We start from the raw sequence: 26,560 nt of genomic DNA, 5'->3' as shown, positions 1-26,560 counted from the left end.
GAGCCTGCGCACTCTCACCGTCGTGGGCCATTCCTTAGCACCGCCTCGACACCGGCGACGGTCACCGTGAACGCATCGAACCCGGTTAGCAGCCAGGTCGCGCCCGCGTCCGCCCACGGGCGGGGATCGGCGCCGGGTCCGGCTCCGACGACCACGTCGAACCCCGCCGTACCCTCCGGCCGCTCGGCGCCGATGGTTGCAAGGACGGCCGGCAGGTGCTCGACGCCGAGGTCGATCACGTTGACTCCGTCGAACCGGGCCGCCCGTCGCATCGGTGCGCGGTTCGGCCACCGGGCGGCGATCCAGATCGGAATGCGGTCGCGGTACGGCGGCGGACGGAACTGCACATTGCTCGCGGCATAGTGCCGGCCCTCATGGTTCACCGGCTCGCCGGTGAGAAGGGCGCCGAGGACGGTCAGGGCCTCATCGAACATCTCTGCGCGGAGCCGGACATTGGTGGGTTCGCCGAACCGGCTGAACTCCTCACCGCTGGCGTCGAGGCCGAGACCGGCCCCGAAGATCACGCGGCCGCGGGCGAGCTGGTCGAGCGCGACCAGCTGGCGGGCCACGACCTGCGGTCTTCGACGGGCGAGCGGTGTGACCATCGGCCCGAGCAATACCCGCTCGGTGCGGGCCGCCATCGCCGCTAGAGCGATCCAGGGATCGGTGGCCGAGGTGATCGGAGGCCGGTACTGCAGGTGGTCCCAGACGAACACTCCGTCCCAGCCGGCCTGCTCAGCGACAGCGGCAAGCTCGGCGAGGACGACCGGGTCGGCGAGCCGGTCGAAGATCGGCAGCGAGACGCCGAAGCGCATCGCCACAACCTAACGGCCGTGCGGTGGCGACACAGGTGGGCGGACCAGGGCCAAGCCCATGGTCCGCCCATCTCGTGCGGGCCGGTCGGTGTGAAGGCGCGCCGGCCCGCGGTTGCGCTACGGCTGGAACCGCACGTGTCCCGCAACGTCGTCGTCGCCGTCGGTCGCGCCCGGAGGCTCCCGGTGGTGACCCGCGACGTCGTCGTCCTCGGTCGCGCCCGGGGGCTCCCGGTGGTGACCCGCAACATCGTCGTCCTCGGTGGCACCCGGGGGCTCCCGGTGGTGACCGGCGACGTCGTCGTTGTCGGTGGCGCTCGGAGCGAGGAACCGATGGCCGCTGGTCTCGTCCTCGCTGGTGTTGATGTCCTCAGTCATGTCGACTCCTCTGCCTCCCGGTTCCGATGACCGGACGCTTCACAGCGTGCCGGTCACACCCCCCGTTGTCCGTCGCGCCGATGACGCCCGCCCTGTCAAGTTGCCGACACCTCTTCGCCGGCAAAATTGGCGAGCGCGACCGGGTCCCGAAGCACGACCAAGCGACCGCGCAGGTAAATCCAACCGCGGCGTTCGAATCCGCGCAATGCCTGGTTGACGCTCTGCCGAGTCCCGGCTACCTGCTGCGACAGCTCGCTCTGGCTCAGCCCGAGATCCACGACGCCGTCGGCGTCGCGTGGCTGGTCCAACAGCTGCTTGGCCACCCGGCGCGGCAGGTCGAGGAACACCAGGTCCGCAACCGCGTCGGTCAGCCGCCGGAAGCCGGCCGCCACCGACCTGAGCATCGCCGCCGTCACCGCGGGATACCGCTGTTGGAGATCCGCGACGACGGCTGCAGGGACGAGCAGAACCTCGACCGCCTCGAGGACCTCTGCGTCCGCCGACCGACTGCCACCGTCGATCATGCTGAGCTCGCCGATCAAGCCTCCGGCGCCGACCACCGAGAGCGTGAGCACCCCTCCGTCGGCCGACCTGAGTAACACCTTGATCCGCCCCGACAACACGATGACGAGGGTGTCGCTGGGGTCGCCTGCGCTGAACATCACCTGGCCACGGGGGTAGCTGCGATGCCGCGACGCCGCGACCACCTGCTCGAGCACGTCACGCGGCAGCTCGGAGAGCATCGAGACCTCGGCCAGCTGATCGACCGGCACCTGCTCAGCCATCGGTCATCGGCTCGCTGTTCGACGCAATCGCGCGCAGGACGGTCTTCACGTCGTACGGCGTCAACTGCGGGTGCTTGCTGAGGATCCTGGCCACCAGACCCGTGATGTGCGGTGCAGCGAAGGAGTTGCCGGTGCTCACGATCGTGCGACCGCCGAGCCACGGCACCTCGAGATCGATGCCGGGTGCGCCGAAGTCGACCGGCGGGGAAGGATTTGCATCGAGCGAGAACGGATCCGTGCCGTCGTGCGCCGCGACCGAGACGACCGAGGAGAACTGGCTGGGATAGGTCGGAGCGGGGACGTTGTTGGTGGCACACACCAGCACGACGCCGGCGAACGCAGCGGCATCGGCGATCTCGTGGAACAATCCGAAGTAGTCCTCGCGCCCGGTGCTCAACGACAGGTTGACGACGCGAGCGCCATGGTCGATGGCCCAGCGCAGGCCGGCGGCAAAGACCAACCCCTTGCCGGTCAGTCGCTCGCCGAGTACTCGAACCGAGACCAGCCGAGCCTGCGGAGCGACCCGCCGGATGATCCCCGCACAGGCGGTGCCGTGGCCGTAGAGGTCGTCGTGCGGCCCGGGCGCGTACTGCACCTCCTCCTCGTCGCGGTCCCAGGTCAGGGCGACCGCGTCCTCGACCGAACCGACGGCCGGATGCGCAGCGTCGATCCCGCTGTCGACGACGGCAACGCTCACCCCGGCTCCGGTGGCATCACCCCACGCCCAGTCCTTCGTGATCGGCTGGTCGATCCGCAGCACCGGCCGCAGGACCTCCGGCGCGAACGCCTCGGACCAGGCCGGTCTCAGCGGGTCCGTGGGGACCGTCGCTCGGCGTAGGTCGCGATGCTGTGCATCACGTCGTGGGCGAGCCGGCGCTCCGCGGCTCCCCGCCGGGACAGGGTCGCGAAGGCGGCCGCGAGTCCAGCCAGGTCGGCATCGGCGCCGGTGAGCTCTGCGGCGCTCCTGTCGGCGGCACCGGCCAGATCGGTGCCGTCGCCCGCGGCCACCGCAACGCTCTGCAGCAGCACGCGGCCGAGGTCGCCGAACGCCAGCACGCTTTCCAGCGCGATCGCCGCCTGATCGGCGAACAGGCTCAGCAGCGTCATGTCGTGCTCGGCGCCCGGGCGGCGCGCATCCCGGTCCAGCAGGGTCAGCACGCCCAACGTGCGACGCGGCGAGTTGACGGGTACGGCGAGGATGGCCTGCGGCACGTATCCCGTTCGTTGGGCAGTCTGCAGCGAGAAACGCGGGTCGTTCGCGAGGTCGCCGATCGCGATCGGCTGGCCCGACTGCACAACCCAGCCCGCCACGCCTTCGCTCACCGGCATCCGCATCCCGGTGATGTCATCGGCGCCCTCCCCGGCGGCGGTCGTGTAGACCAACTCCGACTCGTCGTCGCTGAGCAGGGCGAGCGAGCACGCGGCAGCACCGAAGAGCTGACGGGCAGTGTCGGTCAAAGCACGCAGCAGGTCTTCGCTGCCGACCGGTCGCACGGCCGGCGCGAGATCGGTGGCAACCCGCCCCAACTCGGCGAGCAGGTCCTCGGGTGTCGTCATAGCGGGCTCATTATGTGCGTGCCGCACGCCGCTCGCCACCGATCCGTCTGCTCCGCCGATCTTGCGCACGCGGCGGGATCGGCCGCTAGAGTTCGAGAACCATTCCTCGCGAGGAGCAGACATGGCACCGGATCCCGCGGTCGTCGAGGCGCTCAGTTCGACCGACCTGTTCGGACAACTCAACCGCCGCGCGCTGAACCGAGTGGCCGAAGCCACGCGCACCGTTCATCACGACGCCGGCAAGCAGCTGACCACGGAGGGACAGGAGGGCGTGGCCTTCCATCTGATCCTCGAGGGCACAGCCACCGTGGACATCCGCGGCCAAGCCCGGGACAAGCTCGGCCCCGGTGACTACTTCGGCGAGATCTCGATGATCGACGGCCAGCCCCGGTCGGCGACGGTGACGGTCGACACCCCGATGACGACCGTTGCGCTCACGTCCTGGGACTTCCGGCCGCTGCTCGACGAGGAGCCTTCCATCGCTAAAGCGTTGCTGCTCGGTATGTGCGCGCGGTTCCGCCGCTCCGAGGCGGCAGCAAGCTCCTAGCTAGGGCGCGCCGCCCGGCGGCGTGGGAACGCGGCTACTGATTGAGGCACTCGCCTTGCCCTGCGGTCGCTCTGCTTGCGTCGGCGGCACACCTGACGGCGGCCGTGCCTATGACCGTGCTCGTTGTCAGCCCTGGGGTCGGGATGATCGACGCCAGGTAGCCCGCGTTCAGCGAGGCGTTTGGGGAGAAGGCAATGCCGTCGGTGCCACCGCCCGTTTTGATTGTCTTCTTCTTTCGGTTCTTCGACATGTCGATGACGGTCATGGTCTCTGACCCGTCTGCGGCGACGATGGCGAGATTGTGATGCCTTTCAATGGCTAGCGCCATCGGCTCTTTGCCGACCTTGAGGGTCTTGCGGACCCGGTTCGAGGCGGTGCTGACGATCGAAACGGTGTTCGACTGATAGTTCGCGACCAGCAGCTCCTTCCCATTCGGGGTGACCGCCAACTGAACGGGTTCCTTCCCCACGGAGATCGGTGACCCCGCCTTGTCTGTAACGGTGTTGATCGGTGTGACAGTGCCCGAGTCGAAGTTCGCGGCGTACACCTTCTTCCCGTTGGGGGTGGCCACGATTGCATCGGGATGACTGCCCACAGGGATTGGGGCGGCGGCCGTGTCATGGGCGAGGTCGAGGGGAGTGACGGTGTCGGCGATGAAGTTCGCGACATAGCCGGTCCGCCCGCCAGGTAGCACGGTGATGGCATCGGCTCCGGATCCGGTGGGAATCTCCGTCAACGGCCGGTGGGAGGACAAGCTGATCGGGGTCACACCGCCGGAGCCGCTGTCGACCACGTAGGCGCGTCTGGTCGCCTGCGAGATCGTGATCGCGGACGGCCCGGTGCCGACCGGGATCGGCTTACCCGCCTTATCGGTACCCGTGGCGATCGGGGTCACTGACGCTGACCCGGCGTTGGCGACCAGCGCCGTCTTGCCGTTGGCTGTGATCACGATTGCGTCCGGATCGCTTCCCACCGAAATCGCATGGCTCGCCTTGAACGAGCGCATGCTGATCGGAGTCACGGTGTCCGAAGCCTCGTTGACGACGTAAAGGTGCTTGCTGTTCGGCGTGAACGCCAGCGCCTGCGGGTCCTTGCCGACCTTGATCGTCACGACCGTGCGCGGATGCCTATGTCGGCCCGTCGCCGCAAATGAGGACGGAGCGATGGCGGCGACCGTGACCACAGCACAGCCGGCTGCCAACGCCACAACGCGAGGCCGACTGTCGATCATGCCCGAACGGTACGCCACGCCAACCAGCAGCGCAGGGGCATCCGGCGGAGAGCAGAGGCCTCGTGTAGATACCAGCCGTGACCGGCAGGAAGGTGGCCGACGCGAGACCGGTGGGCGCGTGCGGTCTCGACACGCGTCGGAGTTAGTTGTGGAGGCGCGCTCGGTCGAGGGCTTTGTCGACCTCACGCCGTGGACCGATCACCGCGATGCCCACAAGGTCGAGAGCTGTGGTGGCAACTGTCGCGACGGCGGCCCGGTTGCTCGGGTCGTCGCCGGTCTCGAACATCTCCTTGCTGAACACGGCGACCTGCAGATCCCGTGCCGTCGCTCGATCGAACGCGCGGCGCAATCCTGCAGCATCGGCTGCGAAGACTCGAAGTGGCATGACGAGCATTGGGGTGTATTCGCGACCGGATGCGTCTCGGTAGGGCGGTCCGATCAGCTCTGGACGCACGGTTCCGAGACCACTGGTGAGGAATCCGCAGACGTTGAGCTTCTGCCAGGTTTCGAGGTCGTCACGCACCACCACGGCAGCCTTTTCAGCGATCCAGATCGGCGCGTCGACCAGGTCGTTCATGGCTGAAGTGTGATTCGGCCGGGGGTCGCGGTCTTGTACGTTCGTGATCGTGGGTAGCTCACTTGAGCGAGTTGAAGCATGGCGTCCATCCCTCGCCGGCGTGACCGAGGTCTTCCACGCACACTTCGTCGACTACGCCTACCCGCCTCACACCCACGACGCGTGGACCGTGATTGTTCTGGACGAGGGTTCGATCAGGTACGACCTTGAGCACCGCCGTAGAAGTGGCTCCACCCGCACGGTTTCTGTGCTCCCGCCGCATACTGTGCACGACGGACGCGCGGCGACTGCGGCCGGCTTCACCAAGCGGGTGCTGTATCTCGACGAGACCGTCTTGTCCGCCGAGTTGACCGGACCCGCGGTCGACTGCTCGGAGATCTCCGACGTCGCACTCAAACAGGAGCTTGTTGCCTTGCACGACGCGATCCGCGGTCGCGACGAAGCGTTGGATGGCGAGGAGCGCCTCGATCGAGTCGCTCGAGGACTGCGTCGACACCTCGCTGCTGCTCCGAACGGACCTCGAAGCTCCTTCTCCACGAGCAAGGGAGACGCCGAGCGCCTCAGGGAGTTCTTGGACTCAAACGCGACGAGGGCAGTGACCCTCAACGAGGCAAGCAGTGCGCTCGGCCGGTCGATTGGCTACCTCTCACGCAGCTTCCGGGTTGCCTACGGTCTCTCGCCTCACGCCTATGTCATCGGCCGACGGGTCGATCACGCGAGAAGGCTGTTACTGGACGGGTGGACCACAGCGGCGGCCGCAACCGCCTCCGGCTTCTTCGACCAAGCCCATCTCCATCGCCACTTCGCCAAGTTCACCGGCACGACCCCCGGCCTGTTCGGCAGCCGGTCGTACTAGCCAAACGGCTCTCCTGAACCGCCCCGGCGATTCACCTAGGCGGACACTGGGTCGCGAGACAGGTGGCAACGATGTCTCGCGACACCACAATTGCGCGCTTGTGGACCTCCGGTTGATGCCTGACGTTCGTCAGTCGGTTGATCCTTGACACTCCGAATCTGAACTTATGTCGTCTTGCTGGCCTGGGCTCGTTTCTTGCGGACATCGCCGGTGCTGGTCCGAGCGACGGTCTTCAGGAGTTGGTTGTCGACCCAGAATTGCAGCACCCGGTCGGTGACCAGGACATCGCAGCGGGAGCCGGCCCAATGCTTGCCGACCGAGACCTGCTGCCAGGACACGCAGACCAGCCCGTTCGGTGCGACCTTGCGTGAGACCCACTGCTCACCGCCGCGGTCGGGGCGGTGCTCGACCGGGACCCGGGTCCCGCCCGGTGTCGCGCCGCCGGGGTGATGGAACCGGCTGGCTGGGGTGAGGTCACCGATCGAGGAATGACCACGTTCGGTGTTGTAGTAGTCCACCCACTCATCCAGTGCCTGCTGCGCGACCTTGAGCGTCGTGAACACCTGGGTGGTGTCGAACTCGACCCGCAGCGTGCGGTGGAACCGCTCCACCTTCCCGGTCGTGGTCGGTGATCTGGGTGCAGTCAGAAGATGCTCGACCCCGTTCTCCCGGCAGATCCGGTCGAAGAGCACCTCCACCGGCGGCGAGGCGAACCGGCCGGTAAACACCCTCCCGTTATCGGTCAGGATCTGCTCCGGCACCCCGTAGCTGCGCATCGCCGCCGCCAGCCCGTCACAGACCGCCTGCGTCCGCTCCTTGGGCATCAGCCGCGCCGACACGCAGAACCGTGAATGATCATCAATCCCGGTCAACGCCTTCGCGGTCGACCCATCAGCGAGCGCGAACCCACCCACGACATCCATCTGCCACAACTCGTTCGCCACGCCGCGCTCCCACCGCCGCCAATGCTCGCAGCGTTGATGACGGCGCACCGGTTCGATCACCCCCGCCCGCACCAACGCCCGATAGACCGCGGACTCCGACGGCACCGGATCCGCGAGCTTGCGCCGGGCAAGCTCGAGAGTGATCCGTCGCGCTCCCCAATACGGACGCGACCGGCGCAGCTCCAACACCGCCGCCTCCACCACCGCCGGCATCTGATGCGGACACGACACCGGCCGATGCGACCGGTCCGGCAACCCCTCCAACCCGGCCTGCTCATACCGCGCCAGCCAGCTGTGAACCGTCTGCCGGCTCACCCGCCACTGCGCCGCGACTTCCTTAATCGTGCGGCCCTCCGCGATCACCGCGAGAACCGCCTGATAGCGCTGCTCAGCCACGCTCATCTCCCTCATGCCGAGGGAGTGTCAAGAATCAACCGAAGTAGCTGTCAAGCATCAGCCGAAGACATGTAAAGCATCAGCCGAAGCCCAAACGTCAAGCGTCAGCCGAACCTTCACACCACAATTGCGCGCTCGGAGGGATTCGAACCCCCAACCTCTTGATCCGTAGTCAAGTGCTCTATCCGTTGAGCTACGAGCGCTGGGTTCCGGCGGACCCGCCACCGGCATCGAGCCAGCCTACCGGACCTGCTCGTCCTCGCGTCGAACGCAGATCGACGGCTAGTCTCTGCGAGCGCAAAGCCTTTGCGGCAAAAGAAAACATTGACCTTGCCGCGGTACACAACCAAACTGCCTCTACTGTCGTCTGACTAAGCGTCCACGTCCTTCCCCGTCCCGACGAACGAAAGTCGACATGCCGCGCAACGAGTTCGGTCGCTATCCGGCTGCCCGCAAGAACCGCCTCGATCTGACCCGTCGTGGTCTGCTCGGCGCCGCCGCGGTGATCACGGGCGCGGGCGTCGCCGACCTCCTGCACCGAGGTGGGTCAAAGGGGACACCGCGAGCCTCCGCAGCGTCAAAGACCGGGCTGAACACGCACGTGAGCGACGGTTCCGAACCACCTGTGAGCTCCGGCAGCCACCGCCCGTCGACCCACTCGAGCGTGCCGGCGCACCACGGATCCGGCGACGCGCCCCCGCCACATGCTCACACCGACAGCACAAAGCCTCGACATCACGTTGAGGTCCATGGTCATGAGTCCGGCGACGCGGCGCACGCGCACGTCGTCGACCAGGTCGTGCTCCCGCCGGCCAAGGTGCGGGTCCGCACCCGCCCCGTCTACTACGTCGACCAACTCGTCCACGACGCTCCGCCGCATGCGATCGCCCTCACCGTCGACGACGGGCCGGATCCGCTCTACACGCCGAAGGTGCTCCGGCTGCTCGACAAGTACCGGATGCAGGCGTCGTTCTGCATCGTCGGAGCCCATGCTGAGGCCTACCCGAAACTGATCCGGGACATCCACCGAGCCGGGCACGTCATCGTCAACCACACCTTCACGCACGTCCAGCCGTTCAACCGGCAGACCCAGCGCCGGATCGTGAACGAGATCACCCGCACCCAGCGCGCGATCGAACAGGCGACGAAGGTCACCCCGCGGTTGTTCCGTGCGCCGGGCGGGGCATGGTCACCGTTCATCTTCCGCGCGATCGCGTCGTACGAGCTCATCCCGCTCGACTGGGACATCGACCCGATGGACTGGGCCATGCCCGGCACCCGCCGGATCGAGCACCGGATGCTGCAGGGTCGCCCGAACGACATCGTGCTGTGCCACGACGGCGGGGGTAACCGGAGCGAAACGGTCCGGGCGCTGCGCAAAGTGCTGCCCGAGTGGAAGCACCGCGGCTACGTGACCATCCCGCTGGTCGTCCCTGCCGAGGCGCTGGTGCCGCCGGCTCGATCGATGCCGCCGCCGTCGGACTTGCCCTCCCCGTCGTCGGGGCCGTCCGAATCACCGACCTCGAGCGCAACTCCCTAGCCCCGCGGCCAGCCAGGCCGTCTCGGCCGTCCGGTGCGCGCGCAAAGGCTCGCACCAATGGCCCATGCGTGGGGCGATAACACTACCGATGGGCCACAGGTGTGGCCGAGCACCACCGATGGGCCACAGATGTGCATCCGGGCTAGCGCGCGGGCACGTCTGCGACAGCGGCCAGCAGCAGCGCCAGGTCGGGATCGGCGAGCAAGCCCGCTTGGTGCAACCGCTGGAGCAGGAAGACCGGACTATCCGATCGCGAGGCCGCACCGCTTCGGTGGGCGCTATAGGGCAGGGCGGTCTCAGAAACGCTGCGAACCAGGCTGCGAAGCTCGAGGGCGACCGCGATGTAGAGCGCGCCGGTGATGATCGCCCAGAAACCAAGCACTGTAATCGCCAGCCCCAGGCTGAAGGCCGGACGGCGCATCGCCCACATCCCGAGCAGTACCTCGATGATCCCGATCGCGAGGACCAGTCCCCAGTGCCGAATCTCGCGCCGCGCAACGACCGCGCCGACCGCGTTGAATACCCCGGACACCGTCAGCCACGCGCCGATGAAGATCGCCAACACCAGCAACGAGGGCCCCGGCCAGGCAAGCAGCCAGAAGCCGGCAATCACACCCGCGACGCCGGCGAGGACGCCGAGCCAGGTCGGCGCTCGACCCTCGGCTGCGTTAAGGCCGATCGCCACGCCCCGAAATATGAAAATGAACGCCGCGAACACGGCCAGTTGCGCCACCGTCCACGGCGTCGACAACACGATCAGCCCCGCGGCCACCGACACGATTCCGGCGATCAGCGGCACCAGCCAGCTGCGACGCATCGACCGCCTTGTCCAGCCAGTCCTATCGACCTGCTTCGAGCGCGTCACCTCACAGTCACCGCCTAATCCCGTACGTCGCGACTGCCTGACGGCGCGGTTGCGCCGAGCGTCATCCTGCTTCCGCCGGCGCCGTCGCGCATCCCTCGTATGGATGGTTTGGCAGCCCACCGTCGAGGACGAGATCCAGATCAGGCTAGGGCGTGCGCTGGTCCGTCACGTCGATCGTGAGCCCCCTGATGCTGACTGGGCTCTCAGCGCTGTCGAACTCCGTGACGCGACCGCTGCTGTACAGAACTCGGACACGACCGTCCACCCGGTTCACTCGGAACGTGCCGGCGAAATACCCCGCCTCGGCCATCGCGGCCGGCCACTCGACTATGAGCGTGAGCCGGTCGTCGGGGTGGATCCGCTCAAGGATTCGCTCGTCGTCGAGCGGCTCACCTGCCGGAAGGTCGAACATCGCGTGGAGCTCGTCGGACCACTTGAGTGTCCTGGTCGGTATGTGGCGGAGCCAGGTACCGATCGCGAGGGGTGCGTCAGCGATCAGCGGCTTCAGGTCTGAGATGTCGATGCCTAGGCCGTACAGCAAGTTCGCGTCCTCGTCGGCGACTGTGCTCCAGCGTGTCCACTTGAACGTGCCGTTACGGCAGAGGACGCGGACGTCATAGCCGAAGCGCGTGCCACCCGTGCTCATCAAGCGGTCGCCGTCCTCGACCATCGCATGTTGATCCTCGGGGTGCAGCAACTCCCAGTAAGGCACCGCCCGGAGCTCGTCCTCGGTCCAGCCCAGCGCGTCGGTGTAGGCCGCGTTTGTGGCGATGAGGAACCCATCGTAGGAGCCGACACCCATCATCGCGAGCGGCGTGGCCCAGAATCGGAGCCCGTGCGCCGCTCCCGACAGAATGTCTGAACTCACGATGACCTCCCGGGTGGCTCCAGACGACCTGATCTCCGGATCGGAATCCTCCAGGCTTACCCGCGCCGACGAGAAGGCGAACATTCGAGCTGCTACTCGAACTGGGGAAGTGACCGCCCCGTGCCGGACTCGTTCACTGACAACGAGGCGAGTAGCCCGGAGGCGAACGTAGTGGACGACGACCAAGTGAACGCGCGCCGACGATCGCGACCAGCGCGACGCATCGAGCGTTCGAGACCGGAGTCGACGGGGGGATCGGGACGATGCGTGTGGCTCTGATCGCACCGCCATGGGTGGCTGTCCCGCCGCCCGCATACGGGGGAACGGAGGCGGTCATCGACCGTCTCGTCCGTGGTCTCCTGGGCAGTGGCCATGAGGTGGTGCTCGCCGCTGCCAACAACAGCTCCTGCCCGGTCCCACGGGTGCCGGGCACCGAGCATGCTCCTGACCGGGCAAGTCTCTGCACCGACGTCGCGACCAAACTTCGCCACGTCCTCACCAGCTATGCGGCCCTCGACCACGAAGACGACATCGTGCACGGCACGACCACACACTCGCCAGGCCGTTGCTCGGGCGCCGGCCGGTGGGCGCCTCCGACGCGAGTGCCCATCGGCGAATTCCCTCTCAGGCGGAGTGAGCACGCGCCGAAGAACAATCACCGTCGGCCCGCCTCCGTGCGGGCAGTTGCCTCAATGGCAGCACGCAGTACCGGGTATTCGAACGCACCGTTATGGCGTACGCCGTTAATGAAAAAGGTCGGGGTGCCATTGACCCCGCTGCGGACACCGGTCAGGAAGTCGGCTCGGACTCGTGGCGCGTGCACCCTTTCCACCAAGTCCCGGGCAAACCTTCGCTCATCCAGCCCGAGAGCGCGCGCGGACGCGAGCAGGTCCTCGTCCTCGAGGGCGGGGCTGTTCGAGAACAGCAGGTCGTGCATCGGCCAGAACCGACCTTGCGCGTTTGCCGCCTCTGCCGCTTCTGCCGCGGGCTCGGCGCGCGGATGTACCGTCGTGAGCGGGAAGTGCCGGAAGACGTACCGGATCGGCGGCCGGTCTGCCTGCAGCAACGCTGCGACCATCGGGTGCGCCTGCACGCAGAACGGACACTGGTAGTCGCCGTACTCGACCAGCGTCACCGGGGCGTTGGCCGCGCCGGTGATGTGGTCGCGGGAAGGGTCGACCGGGTCGGTGAGGCCGCCCGTCACCTCCTCGTAGTCCGCCCACTGCGTCGTCATGCCATCACCTTCGCTCGCTGGGACAGCGACTCGAGCGCGCGCAGAACCCCGTCGGCGCCGGGGTTCACGCCGACCGGCGCGACGTAACTCCAGTCGACAACACCGTTACGGTCGAGTACGAACAGTGCGCGCGCGCTCGTCCCCTCGCTCTCCCGATATGCGCCGTACGCGCGCGACACCTCACCTTTCGGCTCGAAGTCCGCCAACAGCGGATAGGTCAGCTTCCGGTCCTTCGCAAACGCGAAATGGCACCACGCTCCATCGACCGAGATGCCGAGCAACTCGGCGTTGAACCGGCGGATCTCAGGAAGCACCTCCTGGAACAGGACCATCTCGTCGCCGCAGACCGGGCTCCAGTCGGCCGGATAGAACGCAAGCACAACCGGCTGACCACGGAAGTCGGAAAGGGTGACCTTCTGGTCAGGCGTGCTCGGCAGCGAGAAGTCGGGCGCCTGCGCGCCATTCGGCAGCACGCTGGTGGCCGAGGACAGTGCAACGCTGACCGCTTCCGCGCACACCACACGTATTGGTTGTTGCTGTATCCGGACCTACCAACCCGGGGGATGCGGACACGGGTCGATGTCCGCAGGGTGGGCGGTATGGCCAAAGCAGCAGGCATCGACCTCGGAACCACCAACTCGGTGATCGCCGCCGTCGAGAACGGCGAGGCAAGGGTGCTCCCGAACGCGGAGGGTTCACGGACAACGCCCTCCGTCGTCGCGTTCACCGAACGGGGTGACCGCCTCGTCGGACAACTCGCCCGCCGGCAAGCGATCCTCAACCCGAAGGGCACGATCTACTCGGCCAAACGCTTCATCGGGCGCAGGTACGACGAGGTCACGAGCGAGATGAACGCCGTGACTTTCGAGGTCGCGCAGGGGCCGGACGGGGCCGCGAGGTTCAAGATCCGCGACAAGCTGTATGCCCCCGAAGAGATCTCCGCCATGGTGCTGCGCAAGCTCGCGGACGACGCGTCGAAGCAGTTGGGTGAGAAGGTCACCGAGGTGGTCATTACGGTTCCGGCCTACTTCAACGACGCGCAACGGCAGGCCACGAAGGATGCCGGCCGGATCGCCGGGCTCGAGGTTCTCCGCATCATCAACGAACCGACCGCGGCAGCGCTGGCATACGGGCTGGACAAGCGTGAGCACGAGACCGTGCTCGTGTTCGACCTGGGTGGCGGAACGTTCGACGTGAGCATCCTCGACGTTGGTGACGGGGTTGTGGAGGTCCGGTCGACCTCAGGCGATACCCACCTCGGCGGGGACGACTTCGATCGGCGCATCGTCGACTACCTCGCCGATGAGTTCCAGAAGAGCAACGGCATCGACCTGCGCAAGGACCCACAGGGCTTGCAGCGGCTGTTCGAGGCGGCGGAGAAGGCGAAGGTCGAGCTGTCCTCCGTCACGCAGACCACGATCAACCTGCCATTCATCACAGCCGACGCGTCTGGGCCGCAGCACCTCAACACGACGCTAATGCGATCGACATTCGAGAAGATCACCTCGGACCTCGTCGAGCGCACGATGGAACCGGTCCGGCAGGCGATGGCCGACGCCAAGCTGACGGCCAACGACATCGACGAGGTCATCCTCGTCGGCGGGTCGACGCGCATCCCGGCGGTGCAGGACGTCGTACGCCGGCTCACCGGTGGCAAGGACCCAAACATGTCGGTCAACCCCGACGAGGTCGTCGCGATCGGTGCGGCGATCCAGGCGGGAGTGCTGAAGGGCGAGGTCAAGGACGTCGTACTCCTCGACGTCACGCCGCTGTCGCTCGGGATCGAGACGCTCGGCGGGGTCATGACGAAGGTAATCGAGCGGAACACGACCATCCCCGCTCGGCGCACCGAGACGTTCAGCACCGCGGAGGACAACCAGACGGCCGTCGATGTCGTCATCTTGCAGGGAGAGCGCGAGCGAGCTGCCGACAACCGCGTGCTCGGGAGGTTCCGGCTCGAGAACATCCGCCCGGCTCCACGCGGGGAACCTCAGATCGAGGTCACGTTCGACATCGACGCAAACGGCATCCTCCACGTCTCCGCTCGTGACAAGGACACTGGGGCTGAGCAGAGCATCACGGTCAGCGAGAGCAGCAATCTCGACAAGACCGAGGTCGAGCGGATGGTCCGCGACGCCGAGCAGCACCGCTCGGAGGATGAGCGGATCCGGCAGGAGGTCGACGCCCGCAACGCGCTGGATGCGGCGGCATACCAGGTGGAACGCCGACTAGGGGAGCTTGGGGATGCCGTCCCGACGAATGAGAAGGCGCGGGCGGAGATGTTGATCCAGGATGCCCGGCAGGCGGTGCAGGACGAAGCACCACTCGACCGGTTGCGCTCGCTCACCTCGGAGCTCCAGCAGGTGTACCAGAGCATCGGCGCATCCGGACGCGAGCCCTATCCCGACGAGGCGGACGGCGCGGGTCCTTCGGGCGGTGAGGCGCGGGCCGAGGACGACGACGTCATCGACGCCGAGTTCACCACCAGCTAGAGCCGATGACCGGCAACCAGCTACCGACCGAACAGCAGCCACCGAGCATCGAAGCCCAGACTGACCAGTCCAGCCCGGAGGTGGCTGAACTGCGAGCGCGCGTCGCCGACCTCGACGACAAGTGGCGACGCGCTCTCGCCGACCTCGACAACCTGCGAAGGCGAACTGCGCGCGACACCCAACGTGCCTTGGCCGAGGATCGTGCTCGGCTCACCGCGCAGTGGTTACCCGTGGTTGACAACCTCGAGCTCGCGTTGCAGCACGCTGACGCGGACCCGGCGGCGATCGTGCCGGGCGTCCAGGCCGTGCTCTCCCTCGCCGTCGACCTGCTTGAGCGGCTCGGCTACCCGCGCCGGGACGACGTCGGCCAGAGCTTCGACCCGACGCACCACGAGGCGGTGAGCACGGTGCCGACCGACGAGGTTCCGGAGGGCACGGTCGTGCACGTCGTCCGGCCCGGTTACGGCGACGACGCGCGACAGCTGCGGCCGGCTTCCGTGGTGGTGGCTTCGAGGCCGGGCTGATGGCCACTACGACCCGTGACTTCTACGACGTTCTCGGTGTCCCGCGCAACGCCGATGCGAAGCAGATCCAGCGGACGTACCGCAAACTCGCCCGGCAGTTCCACCCGGACGTCAACAAGGACCCAGCGGCGGAGGAACGGTTCAAGGAGATCTCTGAGGCCTACGACGTCCTGTCCGATCCGGACGCACGACGCAGGTACGACGCCTTCGGCCCCGACTTCCGCCGCGTACCCGAAGGAGTCGATCCCGACACCTGGGCGCGGGCGCAGCGTGGACCGCAGCCCGGAACGTCGCGGGGCGCAGCAGACGGTTTCGAGGACATTCGGTTCGGCGGCGACGTCGACATCGACGACCTCCTCAGCGGGATCTTCGGGCGCCGCGGCCGGCGCGGCTGGGGCACCGTCCGCGGGGCCGACCAAGAGACCGAGATCGAGGTCAGCGTGGAGGAGGCTTACCACGGGGGACGCCGGAAGCTGAGCATCAGCGGTCCCGAGGGCCCGCGAACCGTCGAGGTGACGATCCCCGCCGGCGTCACGGACGGCCAACGGATTCGGCTCGCCGGTCAGGGCGGCCAGGGCAGCGGCGGGGCCGCTGCTGGAGATCTTTACCTCGTGGTACGGCTGGCGCCGCATCCGCAGTACCGCGTCGAGGGACGCAACATCTACGTCGACGCGCCGCTGACGCCCTGGGAGGCCGCGTTGGGTACCTCCGTCGCAGTCGACACGCCCGGTGGCGAGGCGAAGGTCAAGGTGCCTTCGGGCACGTCGTGCGGGCGCCGGTTGCGACTACGCGGGCGAGGGCTGCCGAACCCACGCGGCGAACCTGGCGACCTCTATGCGGAGGCAAAGATCCTGGTTCCGAAGCGACTCTCGGCGGACGAGCGCCGGCTGTTCGAAGAGCTCGCCACCGCTTCGACCTTCGACCCGCGGAGTCGGCGATGACGACCTACGCATTGACCCGGCCGTTGCGACTCGACCTTGACGCGTTCGCTCGCGCCACCGGCTGCCACCCGGAGTTCGTCCTGCAGCTGGTGGACCTGGGCCTTCTCGACGCCGCGTCGTCGTCATCCGTCGACCTGTGGTTCACCCCCGAACAGGTCCTCGTCGCGGCGAGACTTCGCAGGTTGCGGGCCGGATTCTCGCTCAACTACGCCGCCCTCGGTCTCGTCGTCGACCTGCTCGACCGCATCGCCGAGCTCGAGGCGACTACCCGAGCCCGCCGAGTCCACCAGTCCCGCGGAGGCCCGTCATGGACATGAATCGACTCACGCAGAAGTCGCAGGAGGCGCTGCACGACGCGCAGACGAAAGCGCTGCGGTTCGGTCACACCGAGGTCGACGGCGAGCATCTGCTGCTGGCGTTGCTCGATCAGGCGAACGGGCTCGCGCCGCGGCTGCTCCTGCAGGCCGGGGCAGACGTCGAGCAGTTGCAGGCGGCGACCGAGGCGGAGCTGTCACGCCGGCCACGGGTGACCGGGCCCGGCGCGGCACCCGGCCACGTGTACGTGACCCAGCGCCTGAGCCGATTGCTCGACACGGCTGACCGCGAGGCGAAGCGACTCAAGGACGAGTACGTCTCAGTGGAGCACCTGCTGATCGCGCTGGTCGAAGAAGGAGCGGAAACCGGCGCCGGCCGCGCGCTGCGCGAACAGGGCGTGACCAGGGATCGGTTCCTGCAGGCTCTCACCTCGATCCGCGGGAACCAGCGGGTCACCTCGGCGATGCCCGAAGTGACCTACGAGGCGTTGGAGAAGTACGGACGCGACCTGGTCGCTGACGCGAGGGCCGGCAAGATCGATCCGGTCATCGGGCGGGACTCCGAGATCCGCCGGGTGGTGCAGATCCTCTCCCGCAAGACGAAGAACAACCCGGTCCTCGTCGGCGACCCCGGTGTCGGCAAGACCGCGATCGTCGAGGGCCTGGCGCAGCGGGTCGCGAACGGCGACGTGCCGGAGGGACTGCGCGACAGGACGATCTTCGCGCTGGACATGGGATCGCTGGTCGCAGGCGCGAAGTATCGCGGCGAGTTCGAGGAGCGGCTCAAGAGTGTGCTCAACGAGGTGAAGGCCGCCGACGGTCGGATCCTGCTGTTCGTTGACGAACTGCACACGGTCGTCGGTGCGGGCGGTGGGCCGGAAGGCGCGATGGACGCCGGCAACATGCTCAAGCCGATGCTCGCCCGCGGTGAGCTGCACATGATCGGTGCGACGACGGTCGATGAGTACCGCAAACACGTCGAAAAGGACGCCGCCCTCGAGCGCCGCTTCCAACCGGTCCTCGTCGACGAGCCGTCCGTGGAAGACGCAATCTCAATCCTGCGCGGGCTGCGGGAGCGGTTCGAGGTGTTCCACGGCGTAAAGATTCAGGACAGCGCGTTGGTCTCTTCAGTCGTGCTGAGCTATCGCTACATCTCCGACAGGTTCCTGCCCGACAAGGCGATCGACCTCGTCGACGAGGCCTGCGCCATGCTCCGAACCGAGATCGACTCCATGCCGGCAGACCTGGATGAGCTCACCCGACGCGTGATGCGGCTTGAGATCGAGGAGACCGCGCTGGCGAAGGAGACGGATGCCGCTAGCAAGGCTCGACTCGAGGAGCTGCGTAAGGAACTCGCCGACCTGCGGGCGGAGGCCGACGCGATGCGTGCACAGTGGGAGACCGAACGGCAGGCTCTGCGGCGGGTGCAGGAACTGCGTCAGGAGCTCGAAAGCGTTCGACAGGAGGCCGAGCGGGCAGAACGCAACTACGACCTCAACCAGGCGGCGGAGCTCCGGCACAGTCGCCTGCCCGAGCTCGAGCGGCAGCTGCAGGCGGAGGAGCGGCGGCTGGACGAACGCCTCGGCGGCAGGCGACTGCTCCGCGAGGTTGTCACCGAGGATGAGATCGCGGCAATCGTGTCGCGATGGACCGGGATCCCGGTGAGTCGGCTCCAGGAGGGTGAGCGCGAGAAGCTGCTGCGACTCGACCAGATCCTCCACGAGCGCGTCGTGGGCCAGGACGAGGCAGTGCAGCTCGTCGCGGACGCGATCATCCGGGCGCGTTCCGGTATCAAAGACCCGCGCCGACCCGTCGGGTCGTTCATCTTCCTCGGCCCAACCGGTGTCGGCAAGACCGAGCTCGCCAAGACACTTGCAGCGACGCTCTTCGACGCCGAGGACAACATGGTCCGCATCGACATGAGCGAATACCAGGAGCGGCACACCGTCAGCCGCCTCGTCGGCGCCCCGCCCGGTTACGTCGGGTACGACGAGGGCGGTCAGCTGACGGAGGCAGTGCGCCGGAAGCCTTACTCTGTGGTGCTCTTCGACGAGATCGAGAAGGCCCACACCGACGTCTTCAACACGTTGCTGCAGGTGCTCGACGACGGGCGTCTCACCGACTCGCAGGGCCGCACAGTCGACTTCCGCAACACCGTTATCATCATGACCTCGAACATCGGCTCGCAGTACCTCATCGAAGGCGTGTCCGCAGCCGGCGAGATCAAGCCGGACGTCCGCGACACCGTGATGGGTGCGATGCGAAACCACTTCCGTCCAGAGTTCCTCAATCGCGTCGACGAGATCGTGCTGTTCAAGCCGCTCACGCTGGGCGAGATCGAACGCATCGTCGACCTCATGTTCAACGACCTCCGAGCCAGGCTCGACGAGAGGCGAATGACACTCGAGGTCACGGAGGCCGCGCAGCGCTTCATCGCCAATCAAGGCTTCGATCCCGTCTTCGGCGCCAGGCCATTGCGGCGGTTCATCGCGCGCGAGGTCGAAACACGCATCGGTCGAGCCCTACTACAGGGCAACGTCCCCGACGGCTCGACGATTCGCGTCGAGCTCTCGAACGGCGAGCTCACGATCACGTTCGATGCCCCGGCTCCGGCCGCTGCGGCCTGACCCGAGGAGCGTGTCATGACCCCCGCCGCAAGCACGGCGACAGTGAGCGCCTCCCGGATCGTCCGCTGCGAGAACTGCGGCAAGAACAACCGGGTGCCGGCGGTCGCGGACGGTATCCCCCGATGCGGCCAGTGCCGTAGTCCGCTGCCCTGGATCGCAGATGCGGACGATGCCACCTTCGAAGCGACCGCGACACACGTCCGTGTGCCGGTCCTCGTCGACCTGTGGGCGCCATGGTGCGGCCCGTGTCGGGCCGTGAGTCCGGCGCTGGAGCAGGTCGCGCGCCGGCTCGCCGGGCGGCTCAAGCTGGTGAAGGTCAACGTCGATTCGTCGCCGTCGGTCGCACAGCGATTCGAGGTCCAGGCCGTCCCGACACTGCTCGTCCTGAAGGATGGCAACGCGGTGGGACGTCAGGCCGGCGCCGCATCGGCACAGGCGCTCGAGGCGTGGGTGGAACGCACGTTGGCCGGGTCGTGAGAGCACGGCTTGTCGCCGAGGCGCTCGTGCCGACCGGAACGCGAACGCAGCGCGCGTTCCCGTCCGGCTGGCTGGTGAGCTCGGCCAACGACCTGCGCGTTCTCGGGCCGAGGCTGGAGGCCGAGATCCTCGTCCGGCTGCCCGCTCCCTCCGTCGGTGTCCATGCGGTCAGCCATGACCGCGAGTTCATAGTCATCGCCCTGACGGATCGCATCTGCCGCCTGAGCAGGCAGGAAGAAATCATTTGGGAGGCGCGGCATCCGAGGCGAGCACACGGTGCGGCCGGCGCCTGCTGGATCCCCGTCGATGACGCGGTGGCGTGGGCGACGGTGCCGGACGAGGCCGGGGCCGAGAGTTGGCACGTGCTCGACGCGAAGGACGGTCGGCTCATCGATGTCTGTCCGCTCGGCCCCACCGCCGCGTCGGCCGATCTGACCCGACACCCTGACGGCAGGCGGGTGGGTCTGACCCTCGAGGAAGGTGACAGCGCGACACGCGTCTGGTGGGGTGGCTGGCAGAGCGGGTGCGCCACCGCCCAGCAGATTGGCGAGGCAACCGGGCGGCGCATGGTCGACATTCGTCCGAGCGGTCACCAGTTCCTCACCCTCGCGACGGACAAGGCGGACGTCGCTGTCCACGATGTGGCCGACGGGCGGGCCACCGCGGAGCAGCATCCGCCGCCGTCATGGGGAGAGGACATCAGCTTCGACGCCCTAGCGGGCTACGTCACCGACGACATCGTGCTGGCAGGCTCTCTCGCGATGGAATCGCAGCTCGTCCTGCAGGCGGACGACCTGCGGTTCACGGACCTGCTCGACTACCCCGATGCCACACCGCACGGACCGATCCGGACCGCAGGTGATGGAACCTGGCTCACCCAGGACGAGGGATCGGGAGCGGAGGCACTGCTGCAGCTGTGGCGGACGCACTGACCGTCCCTGCTAGTCATTCGTGGGATGTCCGCCGCAGTTGAATGCCGGACGCTGGTCATAAGGGCGCAATGCCGTATCGGCATCACGTCGAGAGGTCTATGAGGAGTTGACATGACGACAGCTACCAGCACCGACCATGGTGAGATGATGCGCTCCGACCCCATGACCGAGTTCGCTCGCCTCACGCAGCCGTTGACGGATCCTTTCGGTGAGCAGTGGCCAAACTTCTCGGCGGTGCTGAACCGCGATGGCTTCACCCCACTCGCCGACATCGAGGACAACGACGGCGCTTACGTCGTCGACGTCGAGCTGCCGGGGGCCAACAAGAGCGACATCAACGTGGAGGTGGTGGAGCAGCGGCTTATCGTCAGCGGGGAACGGCGGGAGGCCGACCGAAGCGGGCGGCTTCGTCACCGTGCCCGCGGCTGGGGACGGTTCTACTTCGAGGTACGCCTTCCGGAGCGCGTGCAGCCCGGGAACGTCAAAGCCACGCTGAAGGACGGTGTGTTGCATCTCGAGGTCCCGAAGAACCAGACCGAAGGTCCCCGGCGCGTCGAGATCCAGGACACTAAGGATGCGCAATGACCCAGACAACGGAGGTCCCACAGCAGGAGCTGACCGGCGATTACGACATTGACCCGGCGCACAGCCGGATCGGCTTCGTCGCGCGGCACGCGATGGTCAGCAAGGTCCGCGGGTACTTCAGGGACTACCAAGGACGGGCCCATCTCGACTTCACCGACCCGACCAAGTCATCCGCCGAGCTGACCGTCGACATCGCCAGCATCGACACCGGCAACACCGACCGCGATGCCCACCTACGAGCGAACGACTTCTTCGACGCGCAGAACCACCCGCAGATGACGTTCCGCAGCACGAAGATCGAGATTCAGGGCGACGACTGCTACCGGATGACCGGCGATCTCACTCTCAAGGGACTGAAACGTCCGGTGGCCATCGACTGGGAGTACCTCGGCTCGGCGGTCGATCCGTTCGGCAACACCCGCGTCGGCTTCAGCGGACGGTCCACCCTCAACCGCAGGGACTGGGGAGTCGAGTGGAACGCTCCCCTGGAAGCCGGTGGCGTGCTCGTTGGTGACAAGGTGCAGCTCGACCTGGACGTATCCGCCATCAAGGCATCATCGACGACGGATTGACGTGGGCCGGCAGCTGCGTGCATCGCCTGCGCCTATCATTCACCCCGGACGCGGTGACCTGCTCGACGTGGTCCTCATTGCGCTTGCTGTCGGGTACGCGTACGCCGGCTACCGGCGCGGCCTCGTCGCCGGCGCGCTGTCCTTCGGCGGATTCCTGCTCGGTGCCTACGTCGGCACGCTCGCCGCGCCAGACATCGCCCGACGCATCATGGGAGCCGGCGGGCCGAGCGCGATCAGACAACGGCTGGTGGCTCTTGCCGTGGTTGTCATCTTCGCCGCGATCGGCGAAAGGGTTGGCGCTATTGCCGGCGTACGACTGCGAAGGGTGCTGTCGTTCACGCCCGTCCGGTGGGCCGACTCGGCGGGCGGGGCCGTCCTCGGCGTGGTCGGCCTGCCACCATGCCGCCACCTGACGCGGGTGTTGTACCACCAGCCCTGCGGCGTGCGGGAGCGTCTTTGGTGAAGGTTTCAGGCATCGCGCCATCCTGCAGTCGCCAGCAGGAAGGATCGGGGTTTGTCTTTGCGCCTGACCATGTGATGACCAACGCTCACGTTGTGGCAGGCGTCCGTAACCCGCAGGTGGCGCTGCCGTCCCCAGGTGGCCGCGTCCTTCCGGCACGGGTCGTGCGCCAACCGGGGTCCAACCCCTCATGAAGCCGCGACTTGCTTAGCGCCGAACGGACTCCCAGCACCGCATCGTCCTTGGCCCGCTGGTTGGCGACATACTCGCGGTACGTCGTCCGGTAGACCTCGTTCCACTCGGCCCACGCCGCGTGGTCAAGCCAAGGATGGCCGCTGATCTCGGACGGGAAGACCTCGCGCTCATCGACGTAGCGGTAGGTCCAGTCGACCTTGCGTGCTAAGTCGAGCCAGTCGTCGCGTCGAAGCACCACGCGGCCATCTCCTCTCGCTCCGCCTCCTGCGCGTCAGGGCCGCCACTGTCGCTCAGCTCAAGCAGCTCGTCCGGGCTGAGGCAGTATGGGTTTTCCATCACCATCGTTCCGACGAGCACTCGCGGATGCGTCCGCAGCAGGTCGACGACGATGCCACCGCCGAACCGGGAGACGTCGTACAGGCAGATGATCACCTGCGGAAACAGGGGCAGGTAGCGGTTCATCTCGGATTCGAGAACGAGCAGCTCACGAGTATCCGGCACGACGTCGCGCAGCGACCAGACCTCGATCGCGCGCACGAGGTCATAACGCGCGTCGTACATCACCTCTGATATCGCCGACTTCCACGTGCTGATGACCTCAGGTGCGGAGAAGTCGCCCGAGCGCAGGTACATGTCCGCGGAGCGGATGATGTCGAGCTGCTTGTCGTCCCACGGTTGCAGTTCGTCGCCAGCACCGTCGTGGTCGCGCAGTGCCCTGGACACGTCCAACGGTTCCAGCCCGTCGACGACGCAGATGCACTTGTCGCCGTTGCGCAGGCCGGCCCGCAGGAAGGGGATCAGCACCTGATCACGCTGCGTCGTGTCGGCGTACAAGCCGCAGAGGTGGTCTCCTGGTTCCGCCTGGAGGGCGGTGATGCCGAGGTCGAACGGACTCGACACAAAAGCCCCCGTCCGCATTCGCTGGAAGGTCGGAGGCGGATGCCACCGGCCACGCGGGGCGCTGCTGTCCCGGGCGTAGCTGCCTGCTCACTCGCGACGACCATGTCAGACGGCCTGCGGCCGTCGCTCGGAAACATCATCCACGAACAGGTGCAGCCGCGAAAGTATCTCTGCGGACTCGTCGCTCAGTGCGCTGAACGAGAGCCGACCGTGACTTCCGCGCAGCCGCCGGGCGGCGATGACCAACGTGGCGAGACCCGCGGGGTCAGCGTCTTGGATCCCGCCGAGATCGAGGTCGATGCAGGTGACACCGGCGTCGATGAGATGGCCCAGGCGGCGTCGCACGGCCGACGCGTCGGTGCGGCACAGTGTTCCGCAGATCCGCACCTCCGCCAGGTCACCGGAGCGCCTGACGACGAACGATGCGTCCTCCGTCCAGTGGTCGCTCATTGCCCCGCCGCGGCGAGCCGATGCGACGAGGTCGGCTCGCGATCGGGCCCATGCTCGTTGGCCAGTCGGACGAGCTGCACGCGACTGCTGATCTCGAGCTTCCGGAACACCTGCCGAAGGTGGAACGCCACGGTGTGCGGGGACAGGTACAGCCTGGCTGCGGCCTGCCGGTTCGTGAGACCGTCCACAACGAGGCCCACCACCCGCAGCTCGGTGCCCGTCAGGCTGTCCCAGCCGAAGAGGGGCCGGTCCGCGCAGGACCAGTGCCTCGGCCGCGCGCCGAGCGCGCGCATCCGTGCGCGGACCCGGTCGAGGTCGTGCTCTGCCTCGACCTGCTGATACGCCGCGCGCGCGCCGTAGCTGCTCGAGCGCACCGTCGTCGTCACCGCGCTCGACGAGGGCTATGGCTGCATCCTCAGCGGCCGACCCGCGCGACCAGCAGTCCACGTACCGTAGCGAGGCGGCGATCAGCCGCTGCGGATCGCGGTCGAGGACCCCCCGCGCATGCTCGGTCGCCGTGGCCAAACAAGGCTCGTTCGGGCAGTCCGCGGCGAGCGCCGCCGACGCCGCCACCACGGCCTTGGCCCGCGCCCGATCGGACAGGGCGATGGCGGCTCGGACCAGCCATGCAGCCGACGTCGGGTCGCGGACGAGGCCACCGAGGTCGAACAGCACCGTGTCGAGCCGCTTCTCCAGGCAGCGCGTGTAGCCGTGAGCGTCGTTGCCGTCGCGCATCGTCATTCGGGCACCTCGCTCTCTCCTGGAGCATCCTGCCCACTGCGACCGAGGGGATACTTTGTCCGGACCCGACCAAATCGGGCGACTCGCCTGTCCGCCCAGGACAGGAGCTGATCAAAGATCGCGGATCTCCTGGAGCGTGCGCCAGGTGCGGGCAGCGATCTGGAGGTTGAACCGCACCTCCGGATCACGGAGATCACAGCCGGACAGCTCGCGGATCCGCTGCAGCCGGTACTTCAGCGTGCTCTGGTGCACCGACAGGGCAGTCGCGGCTCGCTCCTGGTGACCGCCGGAGTCGAGGTAGACGCTCAGCGTGAGTGTGAGATCGGTGCTCCGCTGCTGGTCGTAGTCGATCAATGCGCCGAGCCATTGCCGCACAATCCGCTCCGCCGCGGCCGTGTCGCCCGCACCGACCAGCCGGTAGAGGCCGAGCTCGTCGAAGACGGTGACGCCGCCGACGTCGGAGTCACGCTGAAGCCGCAACCCGAGCTGAGCCTCCCGGTAGGAGCGGGGCAGCTCCGGGATGCCCTCGCACGGGCCGCCGACACCGACGCGGCATCGGCCACCGGGCATCTTCGCGAGGGCTGCGTCGCGCAAGTCCCTCCACGGCTGCCCGGTGGAACACACCAGCACGACCAAGCCTTCGCGCTGGCCGACCAGGCAGGCGAGGTCGCAGTCCACCGCGGCCTGCCGCACCGCCTGGAAGAACGTCTCGTCGTCTCCTCGCCGCGTCCTGCCCTCGACGACAACCACGACCTGCAGCGCTGAAGGGTCGACGCCCACTGCCTCGACGCGGCTGCGGACGGCGGCCAGCGTGGTGCCGGTCACCAGGAGGTCGGCGAGGTCGCCGCCGAGACGCAACTCGGTCTCCGTGATGCTACGGGCTCGCATCAGCTCGATGCTGAGCACGGTTGCGGCATATTCCAGCGCCACCCGCTCGAAGTCGTCGACAGGCGACGCCGCACCGACCAACGTGATGACCCCCAGCGGTTCGGCGCGTGCGCGTGCCAACGCCGCGAGACCGCGGTCCACTGGGAGTGCCCCCGCGGCCCTCAGCAACCGGCTGATGTCACGTTCCCTCGTTCGCGTCTGCGTAGACGGATACGGATCCGGCTGCCCCGGGCCGATCCAAACGCCGAGACGACCGGCGAGATCTTCGATGATGACCGAATGCCCGGTGAGTTGGTTGAGCGCCTCCGCGACGCCACGATCGCCGGTGCCGCTGAGCGCAACCTGGGTGAGCGTGCGGTGCATGGCCATGTTCCTCGTCAGCGCGTCCAGCGACTGCTCGAGCTGCATGTTCGCCACCCGTAGCTGCTCGGCAACGGCCCGCTCCATCGCGTGTAACCGGGCTACCCCGATCGCGATCCCGGCTTCCTGCACAAGCGCGCGCAGCAGGAACTGTTCGTGCTCGTCCGGCGCCTTCGCGGCGGCCATGACGAAGAATCCAAAGGCGCCTTGCTGCCCGGTCAGCGGGTACGCCCATGCCCAGGAGTGGCGCGCGGCCGTCACGGCCCCGCCCGCGGCGGTGAGGCCCGCCACCTGACGGTCGAGTGCATGGCCGGGCTCATACGGGCTACCGCCCGGGGGCTCGAGCCGTCGGCCGTCGAGATAAACCGCCACCGTCTGGGCGTGGGCAAGCGAGACACTTGCCGTGGTAGCGAGCTCGATGATGTGGTTCTCGTCGAGTTCGGAGATGAGCACCAGCGACAGCGCGAGCAGGCCGCGCAATGAAGCCAGTTGCATTCGTGTGGGAGCGAACG

At 67.4% G+C, this 26,560-nt stretch carries 30 protein-coding genes and 1 tRNA gene; 13 read left to right on the top strand and 18 right to left on the bottom strand.

Annotated features, from left to right (window positions below):
• Window positions 1–14: 14 nt before the first annotated feature.
• The 5 genes from VME70_11410 to VME70_11390 all read right to left on the bottom strand — a co-directional run bounded on the left by VME70_11410 (window position 15) and on the right by VME70_11390 (window position 3,532).
• A complete protein-coding gene (locus VME70_11410; protein ID HTW20804.1) occupies window positions 15–815 on the bottom strand; it encodes an LLM class flavin-dependent oxidoreductase in 801 nt (266 codons plus the stop codon).
• A 117-nt stretch (window positions 816–932) separates the two neighbouring features.
• The gene (locus tag VME70_11405; GenBank protein HTW20803.1) at window positions 933–1,190 is read right to left on the bottom strand and encodes a hypothetical protein; all 258 of its coding nucleotides are present in this window, start codon (window positions 1,188–1,190) and stop codon (window positions 933–935) included.
• Between the two features lie 95 nt (window positions 1,191–1,285).
• Entirely contained in the window at window positions 1,286–1,975 is a 690-nt protein-coding gene (locus VME70_11400; protein ID HTW20802.1) for a Crp/Fnr family transcriptional regulator, read from the bottom strand.
• Window positions 1,968–2,735, bottom strand: a complete 768-nt coding sequence (locus VME70_11395; GenBank protein ID HTW20801.1) for a S8 family serine peptidase — start codon at window positions 2,733–2,735, stop codon at window positions 1,968–1,970. Before VME70_11395 ends, VME70_11400 begins: the two co-directional genes overlap by 8 nt.
• Before the next feature lie 44 nt (window positions 2,736–2,779).
• Entirely contained in the window at window positions 2,780–3,532 is a 753-nt protein-coding gene (locus VME70_11390; GenBank protein ID HTW20800.1) for a GAF domain-containing protein, read from the bottom strand.
• A 121-nt stretch (window positions 3,533–3,653) separates the two neighbouring features.
• Here VME70_11390 and VME70_11385 point away from each other — a divergent pair, with 121 nt between their 5' ends.
• Entirely contained in the window at window positions 3,654–4,079 is a 426-nt protein-coding gene (locus tag VME70_11385) for a cyclic nucleotide-binding domain-containing protein (GenBank protein HTW20799.1), read from the top strand.
• A gap of 34 nt (window positions 4,080–4,113) precedes the next feature.
• Here VME70_11385 and VME70_11380 read toward each other — a convergent pair whose 3' ends face one another.
• Window positions 4,114–5,310 (bottom strand): YncE family protein, encoded by a 1,197-nt coding sequence (locus VME70_11380; protein HTW20798.1) that lies wholly within the window; start codon window positions 5,308–5,310, stop codon window positions 4,114–4,116.
• Between the two features lie 142 nt (window positions 5,311–5,452).
• Entirely contained in the window at window positions 5,453–5,887 is a 435-nt protein-coding gene (locus tag VME70_11375; protein ID HTW20797.1) for a DUF2000 domain-containing protein, read from the bottom strand.
• Between the two features lie 100 nt (window positions 5,888–5,987).
• Between VME70_11375 and VME70_11370 the strand changes: the two genes are divergently transcribed.
• The gene (locus tag VME70_11370) at window positions 5,988–6,743 is read left to right on the top strand and encodes an AraC family transcriptional regulator (protein HTW20796.1); all 756 of its coding nucleotides are present in this window, start codon (window positions 5,988–5,990) and stop codon (window positions 6,741–6,743) included.
• A gap of 164 nt (window positions 6,744–6,907) precedes the next feature.
• On the opposite strand, the gene VME70_11365 is transcribed toward VME70_11370, so the two are convergent.
• Together VME70_11365 and VME70_11360 are read right to left on the bottom strand one after the other, a co-directional pair.
• Entirely contained in the window at window positions 6,908–8,098 is a 1,191-nt protein-coding gene (locus VME70_11365) for an IS481 family transposase (protein ID HTW20795.1), read from the bottom strand.
• A gap of 115 nt (window positions 8,099–8,213) precedes the next feature.
• Window positions 8,214–8,286 (bottom strand) — tRNA-Arg (locus VME70_11360).
• A 212-nt stretch (window positions 8,287–8,498) separates the two neighbouring features.
• Between VME70_11360 and VME70_11355 the strand changes: the two genes are divergently transcribed.
• Window positions 8,499–9,623, top strand: a complete 1,125-nt coding sequence (locus VME70_11355) for a polysaccharide deacetylase family protein (protein HTW20794.1) — start codon at window positions 8,499–8,501, stop codon at window positions 9,621–9,623.
• 142 nt (window positions 9,624–9,765) lie between these two features.
• Here VME70_11355 and VME70_11350 read toward each other — a convergent pair whose 3' ends face one another.
• The 4 genes from VME70_11350 to VME70_11335 all read right to left on the bottom strand — a co-directional run bounded on the left by VME70_11350 (window position 9,766) and on the right by VME70_11335 (window position 13,108).
• Window positions 9,766–10,440 carry a DUF308 domain-containing protein gene (locus VME70_11350; GenBank protein ID HTW20793.1) on the bottom strand — a complete coding sequence of 225 codons (675 nt, stop codon included), beginning with the start codon at window positions 10,438–10,440 and terminating at the stop codon, window positions 9,766–9,768.
• A gap of 193 nt (window positions 10,441–10,633) precedes the next feature.
• A complete protein-coding gene (locus tag VME70_11345; GenBank protein HTW20792.1) occupies window positions 10,634–11,440 on the bottom strand; it encodes a PAS domain-containing protein in 807 nt (268 codons plus the stop codon).
• 571 nt (window positions 11,441–12,011) lie between these two features.
• Entirely contained in the window at window positions 12,012–12,590 is a 579-nt protein-coding gene (locus tag VME70_11340) for a DsbA family protein (protein HTW20791.1), read from the bottom strand.
• Window positions 12,587–13,108, bottom strand: coding sequence for a redoxin domain-containing protein (locus VME70_11335; protein HTW20790.1), 522 nt, complete (start codon window positions 13,106–13,108; stop codon window positions 12,587–12,589). Before VME70_11335 ends, VME70_11340 begins: the two co-directional genes overlap by 4 nt.
• 81 nt (window positions 13,109–13,189) lie before the next feature.
• Here VME70_11335 and dnaK point away from each other — a divergent pair, with 81 nt between their 5' ends.
• From dnaK to VME70_11285, 10 genes are all read left to right on the top strand, one after another.
• Window positions 13,190–15,082, top strand: a complete 1,893-nt coding sequence (dnaK, locus tag VME70_11330; protein ID HTW20789.1) for a molecular chaperone DnaK — start codon at window positions 13,190–13,192, stop codon at window positions 15,080–15,082.
• A gap of 5 nt (window positions 15,083–15,087) precedes the next feature.
• A complete protein-coding gene (locus VME70_11325) occupies window positions 15,088–15,606 on the top strand; it encodes a nucleotide exchange factor GrpE (GenBank protein HTW20788.1) in 519 nt (172 codons plus the stop codon).
• The gene (locus tag VME70_11320) at window positions 15,606–16,547 is read left to right on the top strand and encodes a DnaJ C-terminal domain-containing protein (GenBank protein ID HTW20787.1); all 942 of its coding nucleotides are present in this window, start codon (window positions 15,606–15,608) and stop codon (window positions 16,545–16,547) included. Before VME70_11325 ends, VME70_11320 begins: the two co-directional genes overlap by 1 nt.
• On the top strand, window positions 16,544–16,864 hold the full coding sequence (locus VME70_11315) for a chaperone modulator CbpM (GenBank protein HTW20786.1): 321 nt from the start codon (window positions 16,544–16,546) through the stop codon (window positions 16,862–16,864). Before VME70_11320 ends, VME70_11315 begins: the two co-directional genes overlap by 4 nt.
• Window positions 16,855–19,488, top strand: coding sequence for an ATP-dependent chaperone ClpB (gene clpB, locus VME70_11310; protein HTW20785.1), 2,634 nt, complete (start codon window positions 16,855–16,857; stop codon window positions 19,486–19,488). Before VME70_11315 ends, clpB begins: the two co-directional genes overlap by 10 nt.
• 15 nt (window positions 19,489–19,503) lie before the next feature.
• Window positions 19,504–19,965: a thioredoxin gene (gene trxA, locus VME70_11305; protein ID HTW20784.1), complete on the top strand. Its 462-nt coding sequence runs from the start codon at window positions 19,504–19,506 to the stop codon at window positions 19,963–19,965.
• On the top strand, window positions 19,962–20,897 hold the full coding sequence (locus tag VME70_11300) for a hypothetical protein (protein HTW20783.1): 936 nt from the start codon (window positions 19,962–19,964) through the stop codon (window positions 20,895–20,897). Before trxA ends, VME70_11300 begins: the two co-directional genes overlap by 4 nt.
• A 111-nt stretch (window positions 20,898–21,008) precedes the next feature.
• Window positions 21,009–21,482, top strand: coding sequence for an Hsp20/alpha crystallin family protein (locus VME70_11295; GenBank protein HTW20782.1), 474 nt, complete (start codon window positions 21,009–21,011; stop codon window positions 21,480–21,482).
• A complete protein-coding gene (locus VME70_11290; GenBank protein HTW20781.1) occupies window positions 21,479–22,054 on the top strand; it encodes a YceI family protein in 576 nt (191 codons plus the stop codon). The genes VME70_11295 and VME70_11290 overlap by 4 nt, the downstream gene beginning before the upstream one ends.
• 67 nt (window positions 22,055–22,121) lie before the next feature.
• Entirely contained in the window at window positions 22,122–22,517 is a 396-nt protein-coding gene (locus VME70_11285) for a CvpA family protein (GenBank protein HTW20780.1), read from the top strand.
• An 85-nt stretch (window positions 22,518–22,602) separates the two neighbouring features.
• Here VME70_11285 and VME70_11280 read toward each other — a convergent pair whose 3' ends face one another.
• From VME70_11280 to VME70_11260, 5 genes are all read right to left on the bottom strand, one after another.
• Window positions 22,603–22,947: a hypothetical protein gene (locus tag VME70_11280; protein ID HTW20779.1), complete on the bottom strand. Its 345-nt coding sequence runs from the start codon at window positions 22,945–22,947 to the stop codon at window positions 22,603–22,605.
• A complete protein-coding gene (locus VME70_11275; GenBank protein HTW20778.1) occupies window positions 22,914–23,609 on the bottom strand; it encodes an MEDS domain-containing protein in 696 nt (231 codons plus the stop codon). The genes VME70_11280 and VME70_11275 overlap by 34 nt, the downstream gene beginning before the upstream one ends.
• 105 nt (window positions 23,610–23,714) lie before the next feature.
• Window positions 23,715–24,059 carry an STAS domain-containing protein gene (locus VME70_11270; GenBank protein HTW20777.1) on the bottom strand — a complete coding sequence of 115 codons (345 nt, stop codon included), beginning with the start codon at window positions 24,057–24,059 and terminating at the stop codon, window positions 23,715–23,717.
• On the bottom strand, window positions 24,056–24,445 hold the full coding sequence (locus tag VME70_11265) for a helix-turn-helix transcriptional regulator (protein HTW20776.1): 390 nt from the start codon (window positions 24,443–24,445) through the stop codon (window positions 24,056–24,058). The genes VME70_11270 and VME70_11265 overlap by 4 nt, the downstream gene beginning before the upstream one ends.
• A 466-nt stretch (window positions 24,446–24,911) precedes the next feature.
• Window positions 24,912–26,543, bottom strand: a complete 1,632-nt coding sequence (locus VME70_11260; GenBank protein HTW20775.1) for a helix-turn-helix domain-containing protein — start codon at window positions 26,541–26,543, stop codon at window positions 24,912–24,914.
• Window positions 26,544–26,560 lie beyond the last annotated feature (17 nt).

This window comes from Mycobacteriales bacterium (genome assembly GCA_035504215.1).
GTDB lineage: Bacteria > Actinomycetota > Actinomycetes > JAFAQI01 > JAFAQI01 > DATAUK01.
The sequence above is the reverse complement of the archived record's forward strand: the minus strand, read 5'-3'. Positions and strand labels throughout refer to the sequence as shown.

Coding starts and splice junctions, on each gene's coding strand:
- VME70_11260 (HTW20775.1), bottom strand. CDS start 26,543: ATGCAACTGGCTTCATTGCGCGGCCTGCTCGCGCTGTCGCTGGTGCTC.
- VME70_11385 (HTW20799.1), top strand. CDS start 3,654: ATGGCACCGGATCCCGCGGTCGTCGAGGCGCTCAGTTCGACCGACCTG.
- VME70_11270 (HTW20777.1), bottom strand. CDS start 24,059: ATGAGCGACCACTGGACGGAGGACGCATCGTTCGTCGTCAGGCGCTCC.
- VME70_11290 (HTW20781.1), top strand. CDS start 21,479: ATGACCCAGACAACGGAGGTCCCACAGCAGGAGCTGACCGGCGATTAC.
- VME70_11410 (HTW20804.1), bottom strand. CDS start 815: ATGCGCTTCGGCGTCTCGCTGCCGATCTTCGACCGGCTCGCCGACCCG.
- dnaK (HTW20789.1), top strand. CDS start 13,190: ATGGCCAAAGCAGCAGGCATCGACCTCGGAACCACCAACTCGGTGATC.
- VME70_11320 (HTW20787.1), top strand. CDS start 15,606: ATGGCCACTACGACCCGTGACTTCTACGACGTTCTCGGTGTCCCGCGC.
- VME70_11340 (HTW20791.1), bottom strand. CDS start 12,590: ATGACGACGCAGTGGGCGGACTACGAGGAGGTGACGGGCGGCCTCACC.
- VME70_11390 (HTW20800.1), bottom strand. CDS start 3,532: ATGACGACACCCGAGGACCTGCTCGCCGAGTTGGGGCGGGTTGCCACC.
- VME70_11325 (HTW20788.1), top strand. CDS start 15,088: ATGACCGGCAACCAGCTACCGACCGAACAGCAGCCACCGAGCATCGAA.
- VME70_11365 (HTW20795.1), bottom strand. CDS start 8,098: ATGAGGGAGATGAGCGTGGCTGAGCAGCGCTATCAGGCGGTTCTCGCG.
- VME70_11345 (HTW20792.1), bottom strand. CDS start 11,440: ATGTTCGCCTTCTCGTCGGCGCGGGTAAGCCTGGAGGATTCCGATCCG.
- VME70_11315 (HTW20786.1), top strand. CDS start 16,544: ATGACGACCTACGCATTGACCCGGCCGTTGCGACTCGACCTTGACGCG.
- VME70_11380 (HTW20798.1), bottom strand. CDS start 5,310: ATGATCGACAGTCGGCCTCGCGTTGTGGCGTTGGCAGCCGGCTGTGCT.
- VME70_11295 (HTW20782.1), top strand. CDS start 21,009: ATGACGACAGCTACCAGCACCGACCATGGTGAGATGATGCGCTCCGAC.
- VME70_11375 (HTW20797.1), bottom strand. CDS start 5,887: ATGAACGACCTGGTCGACGCGCCGATCTGGATCGCTGAAAAGGCTGCC.
- VME70_11350 (HTW20793.1), bottom strand. CDS start 10,440: ATGCGTCGCAGCTGGCTGGTGCCGCTGATCGCCGGAATCGTGTCGGTG.
- VME70_11400 (HTW20802.1), bottom strand. CDS start 1,975: ATGGCTGAGCAGGTGCCGGTCGATCAGCTGGCCGAGGTCTCGATGCTC.
- clpB (HTW20785.1), top strand. CDS start 16,855: ATGGACATGAATCGACTCACGCAGAAGTCGCAGGAGGCGCTGCACGAC.
- VME70_11405 (HTW20803.1), bottom strand. CDS start 1,190: ATGACTGAGGACATCAACACCAGCGAGGACGAGACCAGCGGCCATCGG.
- VME70_11355 (HTW20794.1), top strand. CDS start 8,499: ATGCCGCGCAACGAGTTCGGTCGCTATCCGGCTGCCCGCAAGAACCGC.
- trxA (HTW20784.1), top strand. CDS start 19,504: ATGACCCCCGCCGCAAGCACGGCGACAGTGAGCGCCTCCCGGATCGTC.